14 protein-coding genes and 1 tRNA gene are annotated in these 17,662 nt (G+C 70.3%); 6 read left to right on the top strand and 9 right to left on the bottom strand.

The annotated features are described in order from the left end of the window. Positions 1 to 216: 216 nt before the first annotated feature. The 4 genes from DEJ27_RS07490 (at position 217) to DEJ27_RS07505 (ending at position 2,969) form a co-directional block, all read left to right on the top strand. The gene (locus DEJ27_RS07490; RefSeq protein WP_110862735.1) at positions 217 to 912 is read left to right on the top strand and encodes an NTP transferase domain-containing protein; all 696 of its coding nucleotides are present in this window, start codon (positions 217 to 219) and stop codon (positions 910 to 912) included. 43 nt (positions 913 to 955) lie between these two features. Beyond that, positions 956 to 1,780 carry an ABC transporter permease gene (locus DEJ27_RS07495; RefSeq protein ID WP_258370020.1) on the top strand — a complete coding sequence of 275 codons (825 nt, stop codon included), beginning with the start codon at positions 956 to 958 and terminating at the stop codon, positions 1,778 to 1,780. After that, positions 1,780 to 2,550: an ABC transporter ATP-binding protein gene (locus DEJ27_RS07500; RefSeq protein ID WP_111090637.1), complete on the top strand. Its 771-nt coding sequence runs from the start codon at positions 1,780 to 1,782 to the stop codon at positions 2,548 to 2,550. The genes DEJ27_RS07495 and DEJ27_RS07500 overlap by 1 nt, the downstream gene beginning before the upstream one ends. A 116-nt stretch (positions 2,551 to 2,666) precedes the next feature. After that, on the top strand, positions 2,667 to 2,969 hold the full coding sequence (locus DEJ27_RS07505) for a hypothetical protein (RefSeq protein WP_110860501.1): 303 nt from the start codon (positions 2,667 to 2,669) through the stop codon (positions 2,967 to 2,969). Between the two features lie 47 nt (positions 2,970 to 3,016). Here DEJ27_RS07505 and DEJ27_RS07510 read toward each other — a convergent pair whose 3' ends face one another. The 5 genes from DEJ27_RS07510 to DEJ27_RS07530 form a co-directional block, all read right to left on the bottom strand. Continuing rightward, positions 3,017 to 4,249 carry a CDP-glycerol glycerophosphotransferase family protein gene (locus DEJ27_RS07510; protein WP_111090638.1) on the bottom strand — a complete coding sequence of 411 codons (1,233 nt, stop codon included), beginning with the start codon at positions 4,247 to 4,249 and terminating at the stop codon, positions 3,017 to 3,019. A 42-nt stretch (positions 4,250 to 4,291) separates the two neighbouring features. Then, on the bottom strand, positions 4,292 to 5,167 hold the full coding sequence (locus tag DEJ27_RS07515; protein WP_111090693.1) for a glycosyltransferase family 2 protein: 876 nt from the start codon (positions 5,165 to 5,167) through the stop codon (positions 4,292 to 4,294). A gap of 44 nt (positions 5,168 to 5,211) precedes the next feature. Next, the gene (locus DEJ27_RS07520; protein ID WP_111090639.1) at positions 5,212 to 6,033 is read right to left on the bottom strand and encodes a CDP-alcohol phosphatidyltransferase family protein; all 822 of its coding nucleotides are present in this window, start codon (positions 6,031 to 6,033) and stop codon (positions 5,212 to 5,214) included. A gap of 4 nt (positions 6,034 to 6,037) precedes the next feature. Further along, on the bottom strand, positions 6,038 to 7,081 hold the full coding sequence (locus DEJ27_RS07525) for a glycosyltransferase family 2 protein (RefSeq protein WP_110860507.1): 1,044 nt from the start codon (positions 7,079 to 7,081) through the stop codon (positions 6,038 to 6,040). Between the two features lie 183 nt (positions 7,082 to 7,264). After that, on the bottom strand, positions 7,265 to 9,193 hold the full coding sequence (locus tag DEJ27_RS07530) for a S1C family serine protease (RefSeq protein WP_258370311.1): 1,929 nt from the start codon (positions 9,191 to 9,193) through the stop codon (positions 7,265 to 7,267). Between the two features lie 191 nt (positions 9,194 to 9,384). Between DEJ27_RS07530 and DEJ27_RS07535 the strand changes: the two genes are divergently transcribed. Beyond that, the gene (locus DEJ27_RS07535; RefSeq protein ID WP_110860509.1) at positions 9,385 to 10,593 is read left to right on the top strand and encodes an aminotransferase class I/II-fold pyridoxal phosphate-dependent enzyme; all 1,209 of its coding nucleotides are present in this window, start codon (positions 9,385 to 9,387) and stop codon (positions 10,591 to 10,593) included. A 32-nt stretch (positions 10,594 to 10,625) separates the two neighbouring features. On the opposite strand, the gene DEJ27_RS07540 is transcribed toward DEJ27_RS07535, so the two are convergent. The 4 genes from DEJ27_RS07540 to DEJ27_RS07555 form a co-directional block, all read right to left on the bottom strand. Then, complete coding sequence (locus DEJ27_RS07540) at positions 10,626 to 11,465, bottom strand: carbon-nitrogen hydrolase family protein (RefSeq protein WP_111090640.1); 840 nt, start codon at positions 11,463 to 11,465, stop codon at positions 10,626 to 10,628. Positions 11,466 to 11,637: 172 nt separating this feature from the next. Further along, a tRNA-Met gene (locus DEJ27_RS07545) sits at positions 11,638 to 11,714 on the bottom strand. A 63-nt stretch (positions 11,715 to 11,777) separates the two neighbouring features. Beyond that, on the bottom strand, positions 11,778 to 14,765 hold the full coding sequence (locus DEJ27_RS07550) for a UPF0182 family protein (RefSeq protein ID WP_181430111.1): 2,988 nt from the start codon (positions 14,763 to 14,765) through the stop codon (positions 11,778 to 11,780). Positions 14,766 to 14,930: 165 nt separating this feature from the next. Further along, entirely contained in the window at positions 14,931 to 16,040 is a 1,110-nt protein-coding gene (locus DEJ27_RS07555) for a PDZ domain-containing protein (protein WP_111090641.1), read from the bottom strand. A 152-nt stretch (positions 16,041 to 16,192) separates the two neighbouring features. Between DEJ27_RS07555 and DEJ27_RS07560 the strand changes: the two genes are divergently transcribed. Then, the gene (locus DEJ27_RS07560) at positions 16,193 to 17,611 is read left to right on the top strand and encodes a zinc-dependent metalloprotease (RefSeq protein WP_111090642.1); all 1,419 of its coding nucleotides are present in this window, start codon (positions 16,193 to 16,195) and stop codon (positions 17,609 to 17,611) included. The last annotated feature ends 51 nt before the right edge of the window (positions 17,612 to 17,662 follow it).

The following is a 17,662-nucleotide window of genomic DNA, read 5'->3' on the forward strand; positions in this document are numbered from 1 at the left end:
GTACCCCGCGAGGGGGTGTTTCCGTATCATTCACCAGGGCACGAAGGAGTGTTCACCACTTGGAAACCTGCTCCAGCAGGCGATCCCGGCGGCCTCTTCGCAGCGACGACCCCGTCGACACGAACGGTTCTCGGGCAACTCGGACGTTGGAAGCGCAGACTCGACGAGGCCCGCCCGTACCCCAGGGTGCGCGGGCGGACACCAGAAGGGACCAGCATGACCACGCAGATCGTGATCCTCGCAGCGGGGATGGGCAGCCGTCTCGGCCGCAGCCTGCCGAAGCCGCTCACGGAGCTCAGTGACGGCCGCACCATCATGCAGCAGCAGTTCGACAACATCCGCGCCGCGTTCGGTTCGAGCGCCCGTGTGACGATCGTCGTCGGCTACAAGTCGGAGCACATCGTCGAGGCGTTCCCCGACGCGAACTTCGTCTACAACGAGTCGTACGACTCCACCAACACCTCGAAGAGCCTGCTGCGCGCCCTCAAGGCCACCGGCAAGAGCGGTGTGCTCTGGATGAACGGCGACGTGGTCTTCGACCCGATGGCGCTCGTCCGTGCTGCCGACATGATCGACGAGGGCCGTTCCTTCGTCAGCGTCAACACCGACAAGGTCTCCGACGAAGAGGTCAAGTACACCGTCGACGCCGAGGGCTTCATCCACAAGCTCTCCAAGCAGGTCGTCGGGGGTCTCGGCGAAGCCGTCGGGATCAACTACGTCTCCGCCGCCGACAAGCAGGCCCTCATCCGGCAGCTCGGTCGCGTCGACGACCAGGAGTACTTCGAGGGCGGCATCGAGGCTGCCATCGCCGAGGACGGACTACGCTGGACGCCGATCGACATCTCCGACCTGTACGCGGTCGAGATCGACTTCGCCGAGGACCTCGAGCGCGCGAACAACCTGTTCGCCTGAACCACCGTCAGGATCCCTCGGCGGTTCCGCCCGAAGGGAAACCGTGACCACAGCGAGTGCGCCGACCGCGCCCGTGGCCCCCGCACCCGCGAAGGCCCGGAGCGCCGGTCGGCGCTATCGTCAGGCCCTCTGGCTGCTGACCGTCCGCGACCTCCGCGTCCGCTACTCGACGTCGGCGCTCGGCTACCTGTGGTCGATCCTCGACCCGCTCGTGATGTCGGGGATCTACTGGTTCGTCTTCACGCAGGTCTTCCACCGCGGCTCGGTCGGTGAAGATCCGTACATCGTGTTCCTGCTGTCCGCGCTGCTGCCGTGGATGTGGTTCACCGGTGGCGTCTCGGACTCCACCCGGGCGTTCATCAAGGAATCGAAGCTCATCCGCTCGACCACCATCCCCCGCACGATCTGGGTGGCACGGATCGACGCGTCGAAGGGCATCGAGTTCCTGCTGAGCCTGCCGGTCCTGGCCGCCTTCGCCATCGCGACGGGTGCGCACCTGCACTGGCAGGTCGTGTTCTTCCCGCTGGCGATCGTGCTGCAGTGCGCGCTGGTCTACGGCCTGGGGCTCATCGTCGCCCCGCTCGTGGTCTTCTTCCGTGACCTCGAGCGCGCCACCAAGCTCGTGCTTCGGTTCCTGTTCTACGCGTCCCCGATCATCTACGGCACGCACGCGCTGCCGCCCGCCCTGCGGGACATCGCCGCGATCAACCCGCTCACCGGCATCTTCGGCATGTACCGTGCGGCGTTCTTCCCCGGCCAGCTCGATTGGCTCGAGGTCGGCGCCTCGGTGGTCGTGACCGGCATCGTCCTGGTGGTCGGCTTCGCGGTGTTCCGCCGCAGCGAGCACCGTGTGCTGAAGGAGCTGTGATGACCGCGACCGACCAGACCCGACGCACCGAGACCGTCTCCCCGGTCATCTCGGTGCGCGACGCCGGCATCTGCTTCAAGCGCAACCGTCGCGCGAGCCGGAACTTCAAGGACCTGTTCGCCGGACGCGGGCGTCGCAAGCGTGCCGATGAGTTCTGGGCGCTCCGCAACGTGTCGTTCGACGTCCGCCCGGGCGAGGCGATCGGCGTCGTGGGGCGGAACGGACAGGGCAAGTCGTCCCTGCTGAAGCTCGTGGCCCAGGTCATGCTGCCCGACGAGGGCCGTGTCGACGTGGGTGCCGGCGTCGCCCCGCTCATCGAGATCACGGGTGGTTTCGTCGGTGACCTCACCGTGCGCGACAACGTGTACCTGACGGCGGGCCTGCACGGCATGTCGCGGGCCGAGATCCGCGATGCCTTCGACGAGATCATCGACTTCGCCGAGATCGCCGACTTCGTGGACACCCCCTACAAGCACCTGTCGAGCGGCATGAAGGTCCGCATCGCGTTCGCCGTGATCTCGCGGCTCGACGAGCCGGTCATCCTGGTCGACGAGGTGCTGGCGGTGGGCGACAAGGCCTTCCGCGAGAAGTGCTACAAGCGGATCGAGCAGCTCCTGGCCGGCGGCCGGACGCTGTTCTTCGTCTCCCACAGCGACAAGGACCTCCGCCGCTTCTGCGACCGGGGGCTCTACCTCGACAAGGGTCGTCTGCAGCTCGACGGCACCATCGAGGCCGCGCTGGCCCGGTACGCGGCCGACTACGGCTCCTGACCGGCCGAGGTACTCCCCCTGCACCAACACGGGTGTCACTGGCTCCCTCCACAGCCCCGGCCCTCGTGGGCGCCCCCGGGGTCCCGCCGTCGGACCCTCCCCCTAGCGTTCCCCCCATGCACCACCCACCAACCGCGTACGCCGTCCCGTTCGCCGTCGACCGATCGCACGCACCGCGTCGGTACGACCTCGTCAACACCGGCCCCGAGCCGGTCGACGGGCTCTCCCTCACCCACCTGGGCAACGGCTACTGCCCTCCGCTCGCGGTGCGCCGCCTCGACCCGGGTCGATCGTTGTCCCTGGCGGTCTTCGGCGCCGACCCCGAGGACACGGGGGTCGTCATCGTCCGGTGGCGTCGACCCGACCGGTCCGAGTACCTCTGGCGGATGTCACTCGTCGGGCCGGGGATGCAGCCGTGACGCCGCACCGGCCTCCGGCACGGAGCACCCGGGGTGACGATCGACCGTCAGCGCCCGTCGCGTTCGGCGGCGACGGTCCGCCACCGCTCCAGCAGCCACTCCACGGCCGCGTGGAACCGCTCCGTGGCGGCGCCCGGCGTCGTGTCGCCGAAGTACCGGGCGACCCAGTGCTGCAGGCGCGCGAGCTCCTCGGCGTCGCTCGCGGCCGCGTCGACACGGGCGAGCACCGACGGGGCGTCGGCGGCGGTCAGCCAGTTCGCGGCGCTCAGGTAGCCCCGCTCGTCGACGTCGGCCTCGGGCGACACCGGCCGCGTGACGATGAGCGGCTTGCCCACCGCCAGTCGGTCGTAGATCATCGCGCTGATGTCGGTGATCGCCACGTCCGCGTCCGCCAGCTGCCAGCCGAGGTCACCGCCGTCGTCGTACAGGTGGTGCGCGGCCGGGTCGGCGGCGTTGGCCGTGCTGATCGCCGCGACGATCCGCTCGTGCGCCGCGCGGTAGGCGGGGTCGAGCACACCGCTGCGCGGGTGAGGGCGGTACACCAGACGGTGGCGGGGCGATGCGAGCACCTGCTCGGCGATGACCGTGCCGTGCGACGCGATCGACCCGTACGCCGCGGCACCGCGGTCGCCCTCCCACGTCGGGGCGTAGAGCACGACGGTCCGGTCGTCGTCGGGGTACGGGGCCGCTCCGGCGAAGTGGTCGGCCTGCGGGCGTCCGATCGCGATGGTCCGGACGTCCAGGTCGTAGTCCCACAGCGCCTCGGCCAGACGGTCACGTGCGGCGTCCCCCGCGATCAGGGCGTAGTCGTACGCCTTGAACTGGTTCGTCGTCATGTACATCTTGTCGCTCTCGCCGTGGTTGACGAAGACGTGCCACATCCGCCCGTACCGCATCATCTGGAAGTTGCGGGCGTTCTGGTTGACGTACAGCACCACCTTCGGCGCCTGTGTGTCGACGAAGTGTTCGAGGTCGACCACCTGCCGGGCGTAGACCGCGGGCACGGGCGACTCGTCGAGCAGGGTCAGCATGGTGCCCGGGCTCCGCGAGATGATCGCCACCGGGTGCGTCTTCGCGAGTTCGGCCAGCGGCGCGTACCACTGGCGCACCTGGTACATGTTGACCGGACCGTCGGCGAAGTACACGGCGATCTCGACCGAACCGGGCGGCGGCTTCGGCGCGGACGGCAGTCGCTGTGCGAGCTGCCGTCGGCTCCGGCGGGACGTCAGGAGTCGGTCGACGAGCCGCAGCGCGGTTCGCAGGTCGCTGATGATCGACATGGTCCTTCTCCGGGTCTGCTCTGGTGGGACGAGGCGTGCGGGTCAGACGACCGGCGGCCGCCCTGCGATGGTCATCCGTGCGACTGTGAGCCAGCCCATCGGGCGGACCGGACCGCAGTCGGTCGTCCATCCTTCACGGATCCCACCGAACCAGGTGGCCAGTCGGCGGGGGTGACGCCACCAACGCGCGATCTGGATCGCGGCCCACGACCCCACGTACACCGGGCGCAGCACCGGGGGCAGGTTGCGCCGAGCCAGCCACACCCGGTTCCGGGCGTTCAACCGGTAGTACTCGGTGTGCCGCGCCGGGTCGATCGCGGGGTGGTGCGCGACGAGGTCGCCGGCGTACCAGGTCCGACGGCCGGCGTCCCACACGCGCCAGGCGAGCTCGATGCCCTCGTGGGCGTAGAAGTACTCGGCCCCCCAGCCGCCGACGGCCCGGTAGACGTCCATCGGCAGCACGACGGCGCCTTCCCAGACCGAGAAGACCGGCGACGAGTGGTCCGGCTCGCCCTTCCGGATCCGCGGCACCCATCGGCGGGGGTTCGCGGCACCCGTGGGGTCGATGACCCGGGGCTGCACGAGGCCGAGTGACGGATCGTGCTCGAACATCGCGATCGCGTCGCGCAGGAACGTCGGCGACGGCACCGACGCATCATCGTCGAGGAAGAACACGTAGTCGCCGTCGACGACCTCGGCCCCGGCGTTCCGACCGGCCGGGATCCCGATGTTCTCGGGCAGGGCCAGGGCTCGCACGCCGTCCGGCAGGCCCGTGGGTTCCCAGCCGTTGCCGACGCAGGCGACGTCGAGCTCGACGTCCTGCTGGGCGAGCACGCTGTCCAGACCGCGGCGCAGGTCGTCCGGCCGGGTGCCCTGCGACAGGCTCACCACGGCGACGCGTGGTCGTCCGTGGTGCACCACCGCGTGACGGCGCAGGGTTCCGGGCACGGTCGTGTCGTCGGTCACGCCTTGACTCGCTTCGAGGCGATGATCGCCAGGAAGTGCCCGATCGTCGCGAGCACGGCGAGCGGCAACAGCGCACCGACCAGGATCCGGCTGGCGAGCGGGTCGCCGATCACCAGGGCGAGCAGGGCGAAGACGAACGCGAGCATGCTCAGCTCGACCGAGTGGTACAGGCGGTGGAACGGCAGGAACCGTGCCACGCGGCGGAGCGAAGCGAGCTTCCGACCGGACGGGGCGGTGGAGGCATCCCGCCGGTCGACCAGCTTGTCGAGCCCGGCGTTCGCGCGGGCCACGTGCACCATGTCGTTCAGGGCCTTGTTCAGCACGATGACCAGGCCGAGCGCGCACCCGATCGTGGTCCACATCCAGTCGGCGCCGTGGATCGGCCAGGTGGCTGCGCGGATGCCGAGCGCGACCGGGATCAGCCCCTCGGTCGTGTAGTGCCCCACCTTGTCCAGGAACACCCCGGCGGGCGACTTGGTGCCGCGCCACCGGGCGACCTCGCCGTCGGAGCAGTCGACGAGCATCTGCAGCTGGCCGAGGACCAGCGCCAGCGCGGCGCCCCAGATGCCGGGGATGAGCAGGGCGGCGGCGACGCTCCAGCCGACCAGGATCATCAGGCCGGTGACCTGGTTCGCGCTGACGCGGGTCTTCAGGAGCACCCAGGTCAGGTACGGCGAGACGTCGCGCAGGTACAGCGAGGCCGTCCAGTGCTCGGCGTTGGCGCGCGCACGGACCTCGTCCGGCTGGGCGACGGCCCGGAGTTCGGCGATCGAGGTCGGCCGTGCGGATCCGCGGCCGGTCGTGGGGTGGTCGGTCATTCGGTCACCGTCCCGTGTGGGTGGTCAGCTCGGACGTGCGGGTCAGGAACCCGATGATGAACCCGAGCCCCCAGCCCACGTGGATGCAGGGCAGCACGACGAGCAGCCAGAGGAGCGTCGGCAGCCCGGAGCGGCGCGCCACCGCGATCGACCCCAGGACGACGAAGAGCAGGTAGACGACGGGCACCACGAACCCGAGCAGCGCCCAGGCGAGCGGGGTGCCGAGCGCGGCGCCGACGATGCCGACGAGTCCGGCGACGATGCCCAGCGCCATCGCCGCGACCATCGCTGGCGGCACGAAGTAGCGCAGGCCGTTGTTCGCCGGGAACCGACGCGCGAGCTCACCGCGCCAGAGCCCGGTGGCGACGAACTGCCGCACCAGGCGCTTCAGGCTCGGTCGCGGGCGGTAGGTGACGACGAGTTCCGGCGTGAACCAGACGGTCCCACCGGTCTGGCGAAGCCGCCGGTTGAGTTCCCAGTCCTGGCCGCGCTTGATGCCCTCGTCGAAGAGTCCGACGTCGAACAGCCGCTCGCGTCGGAACACGCCGAGGTAGGCGGTCTCGGCCGGGCCGGCGGTGCCGCCCACGTGGTGCGGCGTGCCGCCGAGGCCGACACGGCTGCCGTAGGCCAGGGCGACGGCACGCTCGAAGGGGGTCCGGCCCTCGGCGCGCATGATGCCGCCGACGTTGTCCGCTCCGGATTCCAGGAGCGTGCGCACCGCGATGCGCGTGTAGTCGGTGGGCAGGACCGAGTGCGCGTCGACGCGGATGACGACGGGGTGCACGGACGCACGGATCGCGACGTTCAGCCCGGCGGGCGTCGAGCCGACGGGGTTGTCGATCGCGCGGATCCGGGGGTCGGCAGCGCTCATCTCGGCGACGAGTTCGTTCGTGCCGTCGATCGACGGCCCGAGCGCGAGGATGACCTCGAACGGGCCCGTGTAGTCCTGGTCGAGCAGACTGCCGACGGCGGCCCGGACCTCGGTGACCTCGTTCAGCACGGGCATCACGTACGAGACGCCCGGCAGGGGCTGTCCGTCTGACTGCATGCGTACCTCGGGGTGCTGGCTGGCGGCACGGGACGCACCGGGGCGGTGCCGCCCCGCAGAGCGACCATGAGCCTATCAAGAGGCCGAACCGCCCACCTGCGACGGCGCGGGACGCGCCCCCGGGACGGACTGGAGGCCCGGCGCACGTCGTGCCCCGGGCCTCCTGTCCGTCCTGTGGTGGCGTCAGCCCTTGCTGTCGTACGTTCCGAGCTTCACGTCGGCCTGACGGGTCTGGCCGTCGCGCAGGTAGCTGATCGTCGTGGACGCGCCGCCTGCGAAGTAGCGCACCTGCGCGGTGAGGTCGGTGGCGTCGGAGACCGTCGCCGAACCGATCTTCGTGACGACGTCGCCCTTCTGCAGACCGGCCTTCGCCGCGGCTCCACCGGACGAGACCGACTTGATGAGCGCGCCCATCTGGGTGGCGTTGGCGTCCTCGGAGGCATCGCCGACGGTCGCGCCGAGCAGCCCGTGCGTGGCCGACCCCTTCTCCTTGATCTCGTTCGCGACCCGCTTCACCAGGTTCGACGGGATCGAGAAGCCGACGCCGATGCTGCCGGCGGCCGACTCGGACGACGAGGAGCTGCCGGCGGACGCGATGGCCACGTTGATGCCGATGAGCTTGCCGTCGGAGTCGAGCAGCGCACCGCCGGAGTTGCCGGGGTTGATCGATGCGTCGGTCTGGATGACCGGGAGCGACACGGTGGTGTTCGCGGACGAGCTGCTGCCGTTGTCCCCGTTGCCCCAGAAGTCGAAGGGACCCGAGCCGCCGTTGCCGCCCTCGTTCGAGTCACCACCCTCGCTGGGGGCGCTCGAGGTGACCTGGATGCTGCGGTTCAGGGTCGAGACGATGCCGTCGGTGACGGTGTTCGACAGGCCCAGGGGTGCACCGATCGCGACCGCGGTGTCCCCGACGTTGAGCTTGGACGAGTCCGCGAACTCCATCGGCTTGAGGTCGGTCGCATCGATCTTGATGACCGCGAGGTCGACCGTCGGGTCGGTGCCGATGAGCTTGCCCGCGTAGATCTTGCCGTTCGAGGTCGTCACCGTGATCCGGCCGTTCGAGCTGTCGCCGTCCAGCGTGACCACGTGGGTGTTCGTGACGATGTAGCCGTCCTTGCTCATCACGACACCGGAACCGGTGCCGGCCTCGTTGCTCGCCGACACGTTGATGGTGACGACGGACGGGGTCGCCTGTGCAGCGACGGCGGTGACGACGGTGGCGGAGTCGTAGTCGTTGACGGTCAGGTTGCCGCCCTGCGACGAACCGGAGGACACCACGCTGCCACCGTCGTTGCCGGAGGAGACGGCCCACCCGGCACCGCCGCCCACCAGACCACCGGCGATGACGGCCGCGATGATCGGCAGGAGCAGTCTGCTGCGACCCGAGCGCTCCCTGGTCGCCGTGGCACCCGAGGCGTCGTCGCTGAAGTAGTGCCCGTTGCGCTGGTTCGCGCCGTCGACGTCACCGAAGGCGCTCGTGGCGGACTGCGGGGCCTGCGCGGATGCGTTCGCGTACTCGGAGGACGAGCTCGGAGCGGACGAGGACGTCGGCTGGGCGTACTCGCCGTAGCGGGGGCGTTCGGCGCCCGGCTGGCCGTACTGGGACTGCTGACCGTACTGGTTCTGGGGCTGCTGGCCGTACGGGTTCTGGGCCTGCGGCGCCTGCTGGCCGTACTGCGACTGCTGGCCGTACGGGTTCTGGCTCGGCTGGGACTGCTGGCCGTACTGCGACTGCTGGCCGTACGGGTTCTGGCTCTGCTGGGACTGCTGGCCGTACGGGTTCTGCGCCTGCGGCGCCTGCTGGCCGTACGGCGACGTCTGCTGGCCGTAGCCGCCCTGCTGCACGCCCGAGGACTCGGCGGAGACGGCGGGGTACGGCGCGGTGTAGCGGTCGGTCGGGTGGTCCGTAGACGACGGGATCACATCCGTGTGGTCCGGGGTCGTCTCGTCGTTCTGGTTCGGGCGAGGGGTCTCGTCCGGCTGGTCGGAGTCGTTCGGCATCGACGTGTTCCCTCTCGTGGCCGCTGCTGCGGCGTCCTCACTGGCGGCAGGCGGAGCCGCATCGTCCGGACGGCGGTCGTCGCCCTGCCCGTCGGGCGTGGTGTCGGTCATGCTGGACGTGCTCCTTTCAAGCTCGTGCAGTCTGTCGCAAGCACCTGAGCGGTCCTTCTGGCGAGGCTGCGAGCCACCCCTGGCGATCTTATGCGTGCGCTGTACACGGCGACCCGGTCCGCCGCGGGACGGACAGCTAGGTTGGGGTCCGTTCAGCGCGACACCTCGTCGCCCGCACGGGAGGGAACCACATGCGCCAGGCAGGACCGTGGCTGCGAGCCGCCGACGGAGCGATGCTGCTCGGAGCCGACGGGGTCCCCGCACCGACGGTGTTCGCCGAGATGAGCGCCCTCGCCGCCAGCACCGGCGCGGTCAACCTGGGGCAGGGGTTCCCCGACGAGGACGGGCCGGCCGAGGTGCTCGAGGCCGCGGTCCAGGCGATCCGCGACGGCGTGAACCAGTACCCGCCGGGCCGCGGCACCCCCGACCTGCGGGCGGCGATCGCCGAGCACCAGCAACGGTGGTACGGGCTCGACGTCGACCCCGACCGCGAGGTCCTCGTCACCGCCGGCGCCACCGAGGGGTTGGCCGCGACGATCCTCGCGCTGGTCGAACCCGGCGACGAGGTGATCACCTTCGAGCCGTTCTACGACGCCTACGGGGCGCTCATCCGGCTGGCCGGCGGCGTGCACGTCACGGTCCCGCTCACCGCGCCCGACTTCCTGCCCGACGAGCGAACGCTCCGTGCGGCCTTCACCGACCGCACCCGCGCCGTGCTCGTGAACACCCCGCACAACCCGACGGGCCGGGTCCTGCCCACCGAGGTCCTGCAGGCGATCGTCGACCTGGCCACCGAGCGCGACGCGGTGATCATCACGGACGAGGTCTACGAGCACCTGACGTTCGACGTCCCGCACACGCCCATCGCGACCCTGCCGGGTGCCGCGGAGCGGACGGTGTCGGTGTCGAGCGCCGGCAAGACCTTCAACACCACCGGGTGGAAGGTCGGCTGGCTCACCGCTCCCCCGGCGCTCGTCGACGCGATCACGACGGTCAAGCAGTACCTGACGTTCGTGAACGGCGCGCCCTTCCAACCGGCCGTCGCCGTGGGACTCCGCCTGCCCGACGCGGTGTTCACCGGCATCGCCGCCGACCTGCGCGCGAAGCACGAGCTGCTCGCGAACGGCCTGACGGCAGCGGGCTTCGACGTGATGCGACCCGACGGCGGGTACTTCGTGCTCGCTGACGCCGCGCCGCTCGGGTACGACGACGCCCGCGCGTTCTGCCTCGAACTCCCGGCGTTGGCCGGAGTCGCCGGCGTGCCCGTCTCGGCGTTCGTCCGACCGGACCGTGTCGCCGGCTACCGATCCCTGGTGCGCTTCGCGTTCTGCAAGCGCCGGAGTGTCCTGGAGGACGCCGCCGCGCGCCTGGCGACCCTCGGAGCGCGTCCCCGCGCCTGAGACGCGACCGCATCGGGGACGCGACGGACGCGTCAGCGCTGCCCCGGGCCTCCAGGCGGGGTGCGCAGTGCGACGTCGTACCGCCGCAACGACAACGACGGGTTCACCCGACGGACGGCGTCCGTGACGGTGGTGTCGATCGTGGCTGTGAGCGTGCCCGGCGAGGCACCCGCCGAGGCGACCGCGACGCCGGACGGGTCGAGGACGACCGAGCCGCCGATCCCGATGGGCGGCGTCTGGCCGACCCCGACGACCCAGACGGTGTTCTCGATCGCGCGGGCGGTGAGGAGCGTGCGCCAGTGGTGCTCCTTACCGGGCCCGCGCACCCACTCCGCGGGGAGGACGACGACGTCGGCCGCGCCGGTCTCAGGAGCGGCGAGGCGCCGGGTGACCTCGGGGAAGCGCAGGTCGTAGCAGGTTTCGAGCCCGATGCGGACTCCGCCGAGCTCGAAGACCGGCAGCTGCTCCGGGTCGCCGGACTCGATGCGGTCCGACTCCCGCGAGCCGAAGGCGTCGTAAAGGTGGACCTTCCGGTACGTCGCCGCCACGTCGCCCGACGGGAGCACCGCGACCAGGGTGTTCCGGAAGCGCTCCGGCGTGTCCGCCGACTCGGCGACCCCGACGACCAGGGCGATGCCGGACTCGCGGGCGACGTCGCGGAGGCCCGAGACGAACGGACCGTCCAGGGGCTGCGCCGCGGCGACGAACCGATCGTCGATGTCGGCGGTGAAGTACGAGGTGTACTCCGGCGTGACGAGGAGGTCCGCGCCCCGGGCCGCCGCGTCGACGGCGGCGGTGCGCACGGTGTCGAGGTTGGCGACGGGGTCGTCCACGGGGGCGAACTGCGCCGCCGCGATCGTGAGGGTGGCCATGCGGTGAGCGTACCCGGGGGTCCGCGGCGGGCGGGCCTGCGTTCGGTCGTCCTGCGGCCGGTCGTCCTGCGGCCGGACGTCCTGCGGCCGGACGTCCTGCGACCGGTCGTCCTGCGGCCGGGGGCACGAAGAAGGCCCCGGTCCTGATGGACCGGGGCCTTCATGTGACGCTTGGTTGCGGGGGCAGGATTTGAACCTACGACCTCTGGGTTATGAGCCCAGCGAGCTACCGAACTGCTCCACCCCGCGGCACGTTTAGAAGCCTACACGGGGCCGTGGCGGGACACAAATCGAGTGCCCCGCCACGGTGTGTCAGTTGCCGTTCTCGGCTGCCGTGGCGGCCTCGATCGCGTCCTGGAGGCGCTGGTCGGCTTCCGCCGCAGCGACCAGGTCGTTGTCGGCGTAGGCCTCCTGGCGGTCCTGCAGGGCTGCCTTGGCGTCGGCCAGGGCCTCCTGCAGGGCGTCGTTGTCGGCCGAGCCGGAACCCGTCGAGCCGGTCGAGCCGGAGCCCGTGTCGGAGTCGGAACCCGTGTCCGAGCCAGACCCGCTGTCGGGAGCGGAACCGGAACCGCTGTCGCTGTCGCCGCTGCCGTCGCCGCTCGCGCCGGAATCGCCGGCCGCTGCACCGGAGTCGCCGCCGAACAGCGAGTTCAGGGCCTCGTCGAGGGTGTCCTCGAACGCGATCTTGTCCCCGAAGGCCACGAGGACCTTCTGCAGCAGCGGGTACGAACCACTCGAGGTCGACTGGACGTAGACGGGCTGCACGTAGAGGAACCCGCCGCCGACCGGGAGCGTGAGCAGGTTGCCCTGCTTCACGGTCGAGTTGCCCCGCTTCAGGATGTTCAGCTCCTGCGACACGGTCGAGTCACCGTTGAAGAGGCTCTGCACCTGTCCGGGGCCCGGGATGTTGTCGGTCTTCGGCATCGTCAACAGCGTGAGTTTGCCGTAGCCAGACGCCTTCTCGCCCTTGCCGGCACCACCCGCGTCGGAGTTCACCGCAAGGTAGCCGGTCAGCACGTTGCGGTTGTTCGCCCCGGCCGACTGCTGCGGGATGTAGGTCGTGTACAGCGAGTACGCGGTCCCCTGGCCCGGCACCTTCATCGTCAGGTAGTAGGGGTCCTGCAGGTTCGCCCTGTTGGCCGTCGTCGTCGTCTGCGCACCGAGCGCGTTCGTCGACGTCGCCGCGGTGTCGGCGTCGCTGTCCGACGTCGCCGTGCTCGTCGGTTCCTGCGGGGTGTTCCACGCGTCGTCACCCGAGTAGAACGAGTTGGCGTTGGTCACGTGGTACGTGCCGAGGATCGAGCGCTGCACCTTGAACAGGTCGGTGGGGTACCGCACGTGGTCGAGGAGCTCGGCGCTCATGCTCGACACCGGCTTCATCGACGTCGGGAAGATCTTCTGCCACGTCTTCAGGACCGGGTCCTTCGTGTCCCACGTGTACAGCGTCACCTTGCCCGTGTACGCGTCGACCGTGGCCTTCACCGAGTTCCGGATGTAGTTCACCTGGTCGGTACGGTACGTCGAGGACTCGGCGCCGGCGATGCTGTCCGACAGGCTCTGGCTCTGCGAGTACGGGTACGCGTCGCTCGTGGTGTAGCCGTCCACCACCCACTGGATGCGGTGGTCGACGATCGCCGGGTACGCGTCGCTGTCGACGGTCAGGTACGGCGCGGCCTTCTGCACGCGGGTGATCGGGTCGCGGTCGTAGAGGATCTGCGAGTCCTTGTTCACCGCGTTCGAGAGCAGGATCTGCTCCGACTGGAACTTCGCGGCGTAGACGAGCCGGTTGAAGAAGTTGCCGAGGCTCGGACCGCCGTCGCCGGCGTACGTGGTGGTCGCGTTGCCACCGTTGTCGTCGTCGGAGCCGGACGGGTAGTCGAGCTCGACGTCCTTCGTGCCCTTCGGGGCACCCACGATCGAGTAGGGCGGCGAGGTCTCACCGAAGTACACGCGCTGCTGGAAGTCGCCCAGGGCACCGTTCGACGGGATCCCGGACTCGAGGAACACCGGCTTGCCGTCGCTCGCGCGCTGGTTGCCGTAGGCCGCGGTGACGCCGTAGCCGTGGGTGTAGACGAACGCCCGGTTGTACTGCGTGTTCGCGGCCGAGCTGAGCCCGGCGAGGTCGATGTCGCGGACCGCGATCACGGTGTCCTCGGTCTCGCCCTTGACGTCGTAGCGGTCGACGTCCAGCTCCTTCGGGAACTGGTAGTACTGCCGGTACTGCTGCAGCTGGCTGAACGTGTCGGAGACGATCTTCGGGTCGATGAGACGGATGTTGGCCGTGGTCTGCGCGTCCTTCGCGAGCGCACCCGAGCTCGTCTCGGTCGTGGCGTCGTAGTTCTGCTCCTCGACGCCGGCGACACCGTAGGCGTCACGCGTGGCCTTGATGTTCCGCTCGATGTAGGCGGACTCGAAGGTGCGCTCCGAGGGCTTCACCTGCAGTCGCTGGACGACCCACGGGTAGATGCCACCGACGACGATCGCGGCGACGAGCAGCAGGCCCGTGCCGACGATCGAGATGCGCCAGCGGCCGATGACCGCCGTGACGATGAAGAGCAACGCGACGATCGCCGCGATGCCGGCCATGATCTCGCGGCCCGGGATCACCGCGTTGACGTCGGTGTACTGGGCACCGGTGATGAGCGAGTTCGACTTCGTCAGGGCCGCGTACTGGTCGAGCCAGAGGCTGACGGCCTGCAGCGCGATGTAGAGCGCCGCCGTGACCGCGAGCTGGATGCGCGCGGCGCGGGAGATCCGGACCTCACGACCACCGAAGCGGAGCGCGCCGTAGAGGTAGCTCGCCGCGAGTGCGGCGAGACCGGCGATGAGGACGACGGCCGACGAGTAGGCCACGATCGAGCGCCAGAACGGCAGCTCGAACACGTAGAACCCGATGTCCAGTCCGAACTGCGGGTCGGTCTTGCCGAACGGCGTGCGGTTGAAGTACTCGAGGACCATGCTCCAGCGCCCCGCCGTCGAGAGCCCGGCGAAGATGCCGAGGACCACGGGGATGCCGATCATCACGGCGCGCCGCAGGGGCTCGATGACCTGCTGGTAGCGGTCGAGCTGCGAGTTGAGCTTCGCGTAGACCGGCCGGAACCGGAACGCGAGCGCGATGCTCACGAAGACCGGGACCGCCATGCCGAGGAAGCCCGCCAGGAACATCAGGGTCCCGGCGATCCACCGGGTCGTGAGGACCTGCTGGAACCCGAGCTGCGCGAACCACGCGTAGTCGGTGTACAGGCTGGCGAAGATGAAGAAGGCGATCACCAGTGCGGCCAGCACGATGATCGTGACCACGATCGGGACCCGCGGCGAACGCCGCCCCGAGGTGGACGAGGTTGTCGTCACTTGATGTGCTCCAGACGTGTCGGACCGGCGGGCCCGGCTCGCGGCGGGCCGTCAGTGACACTGATCCTATGGGACCGGACCGGACGTGAAGCTGTACGGGGGCTCAGGACCGGGTCAGGAACCGCAGCGGGCGAGCTTCGCGGTACTCGTGCCGTCGGCGATCGTCTGCAGGTCGGTGACGGCCTGGTCGAGCGTGGAGACGCTGTAGACGTCGAGTCCGTCCGGCACGTGCCCGACGACCTCGTCGCAGTTGTCCGCGGGGGCGAGGAACACCGTGGCACCCGCGTCCGCGGCCCCGTAGAGCTTCTGCCGGATCCCGCCGATGGGGCCGACCTCGCCGTCTGCCGTGATCGTGCCGGTGCCGGCGACGTGCTTGCCGCCGTTGAGCTCGCCCGGCGTGATCTCGTCGATGATCCCGAGCGCGAACATCATGCCGGCCGACGGACCGCCGACGTCCTGCAGTCGGATCGACACCTTGAAGGGGAACTCGTAGCGCTCGGTGACCCCGACCCCGAGCAGCGCCGTGCCCTGCTCGCTGCGCGGTGTCACACGGACGTCCTTGGTCGCGCCGTCCCGTTCGACGGTGACGGTCGCGGGGCGCGAGGTGCCGTGCTTCGCGACGAGCTCCCGGAGGCTCGAGGCATCGACGTTGGTCGTGAGCGACTCGCCGTCGAACGCCGTGATGACGTCGCCCTCCTCGATCACGCCGTCGGCCGCCGAGCCTTCCTGCACCGTGCCGACCTCGAGCTCCGTGGGCAGGTCGTTGCCCTGCTGGATGAGCGCCGCCGCGACGGCCGACTGCTGCGACGCCTGCATGTCGGCGGAGTCCCGCTCGTTCACCTGCTCGGTCGTGGTGCCGCTCGGGTAGATCGCCTCGACCGGGATGACCGCCTGTGACCTGGTGAAGATCGCGCGGATCACGCTGGTCCAGGACGGGCGGTTCGTGGCGTCGCCTTGGATGCCGACCGTGAGCATGTCGAGGGCACCGGCCGTCCGGTACGTCTCGTGGCCGGACACCTGGATGAGCTTGACGTCCTTCGCGTCCTTGCCCGTCCCCTGCTTCTGCGTGCCGATGGTGTTGTAGACCGGCCCGGGGACCTCGATGAGGTACGGGCTCGGCAGCAGGGTCGCCAACAGGCCCAGTACGACGGCGCCGATCAGGAACGCCCACCCGACGGTCCGGGCACGCGAGCGACGACGGGGCGCGGGGGCGAAGAGGGTCACGCGGGGTCCTTCCGAGGTGGGCACCCCCGCCTGGCGGCAGGGTGGTCGCCCACGTCTCGCGACGGGGCTGTTCGCCCTGGGCGCAGCGCTTCGGGCGTTCCCACGGGGGCGTCCCAGGTGCGGCCCCGTGAGCAGCGATTAGCGTAGTCGGCATGCCTGATGAACCACAGCCGGGGCCGGACGACGACTTCCAGGAGATGCTGCGCAAGCTGCTCTCGGGCGAGGGGCAGATCGACCCGTCGCAGCTCGCCGGTGCCGCCGGTCTGCCGAACGACCCGGCCTCCGTGGCGAACCTGATGAGCCAGCTCCAGCGCGCCGCCCAGTCCGGCGGTGACGGCATCGACTTCTCGGCCACCGCCGAACGCGCCACCGCGATCGCTCGCGACGGCGGCCACCCCGTCGACCCGGCCACCTCGCAGGCGGCCGACCAGGCGTTCCAGGTCGCCGCACTGTGGCTCGACGAGGTCACGACGGTCGCCGAACTGACCGCGACCCCGAGCCTCTACACACGTGAGCAGTGGGCCGGGGCGACCGTCCCGGTGTGGACGCAGATCGCCGAGCCGGTGGCCTTCAGCATCGCCGATGCCCTGACCGAGGCGATCGACCAGCGTGCTCCCGAGCAGCTCAAGGCGATGCTCGGCGACGTCTCGAAGGCGATGCGCGGCATCGGCGGTGCGCTGTTCGCGATCCAGCTCGGCCAGGTCGTCGGGCAGCTGTCGAAGGAGGTCGTGTCCGGCGGTGACGTCGGCGTGCCGCTCCTCGACGAGCAGGTCGCAGCGCTCCTGCCCCAGAACGTCGCCGAGTTCGCCGAGGGCCTCGACGTCTCCGAGGACGAGGTCCGCATCTACCTCGCGGTCCGCGAACTCGCCCACGCCCGGCTCTTCCGGTCGGCACGGTGGCTCCGGCTGCACATCATCTCGTCGATCACGGACTACGCACGGGGCATCCACATCCCCTTCGACCGCGTCGAGGAACTCGCGGCCGACATCGACCCGACCAACCAGGAGCAGCTGCGCGACGCACTCGCGTCGGGTGCCCTCATCCCGCCGCGCACCGCCGAGCAGGACGCCGCACTCGCCCGGCTCGAGACGATGCTCGCGCTGGTCGAGGGCTGGGTGGACACGGTCACCGCTGCTGCCACCGTCCGTCTCCCCAAGGCCGGGGCGATCGCCGAGATGGTGCGCCGTCGCCGTGCCGCCGGTGGCCCCGCCGAGTCGGCCTTCGCCACACTCGTCGGCCTCGAGCTGCGGCCGCGTCGTCTGCGTGAGGCCGCGGCGATGTGGCAGCGGGTGACCGACGAGCTCGGTGCCGAGCAGCGCGACGCCCTCTGGTCGCACTTCGACCTCGTGCCCACCTCGGACGACGTCGACGCGCCCGATGCCCTCGTCGCACGGCTGCGGAACCCGTCCCAGACCGACGAGGACGACGCGTTCGACAAGGCGCTCGAGGACCTGCTGAACGACTCGACCGGTGCGCGCCCGCACGAGGACGAGTCCGGCCGCGTGGCCGACGACCCCGAGGGTGGAGCGGGCGACGAGCCCGGGAACGACACGGGCGACCAGCCCCGCTGAGTTCTCCACAGATCTCCCTGGTGACCCCACGCGTGCCGCGCACTCCGGCAC

The organism is Curtobacterium sp. MCPF17_018, assembly GCF_003234135.1.
Lineage (GTDB): Bacteria > Actinomycetota > Actinomycetes > Actinomycetales > Microbacteriaceae > Curtobacterium > Curtobacterium flaccumfaciens.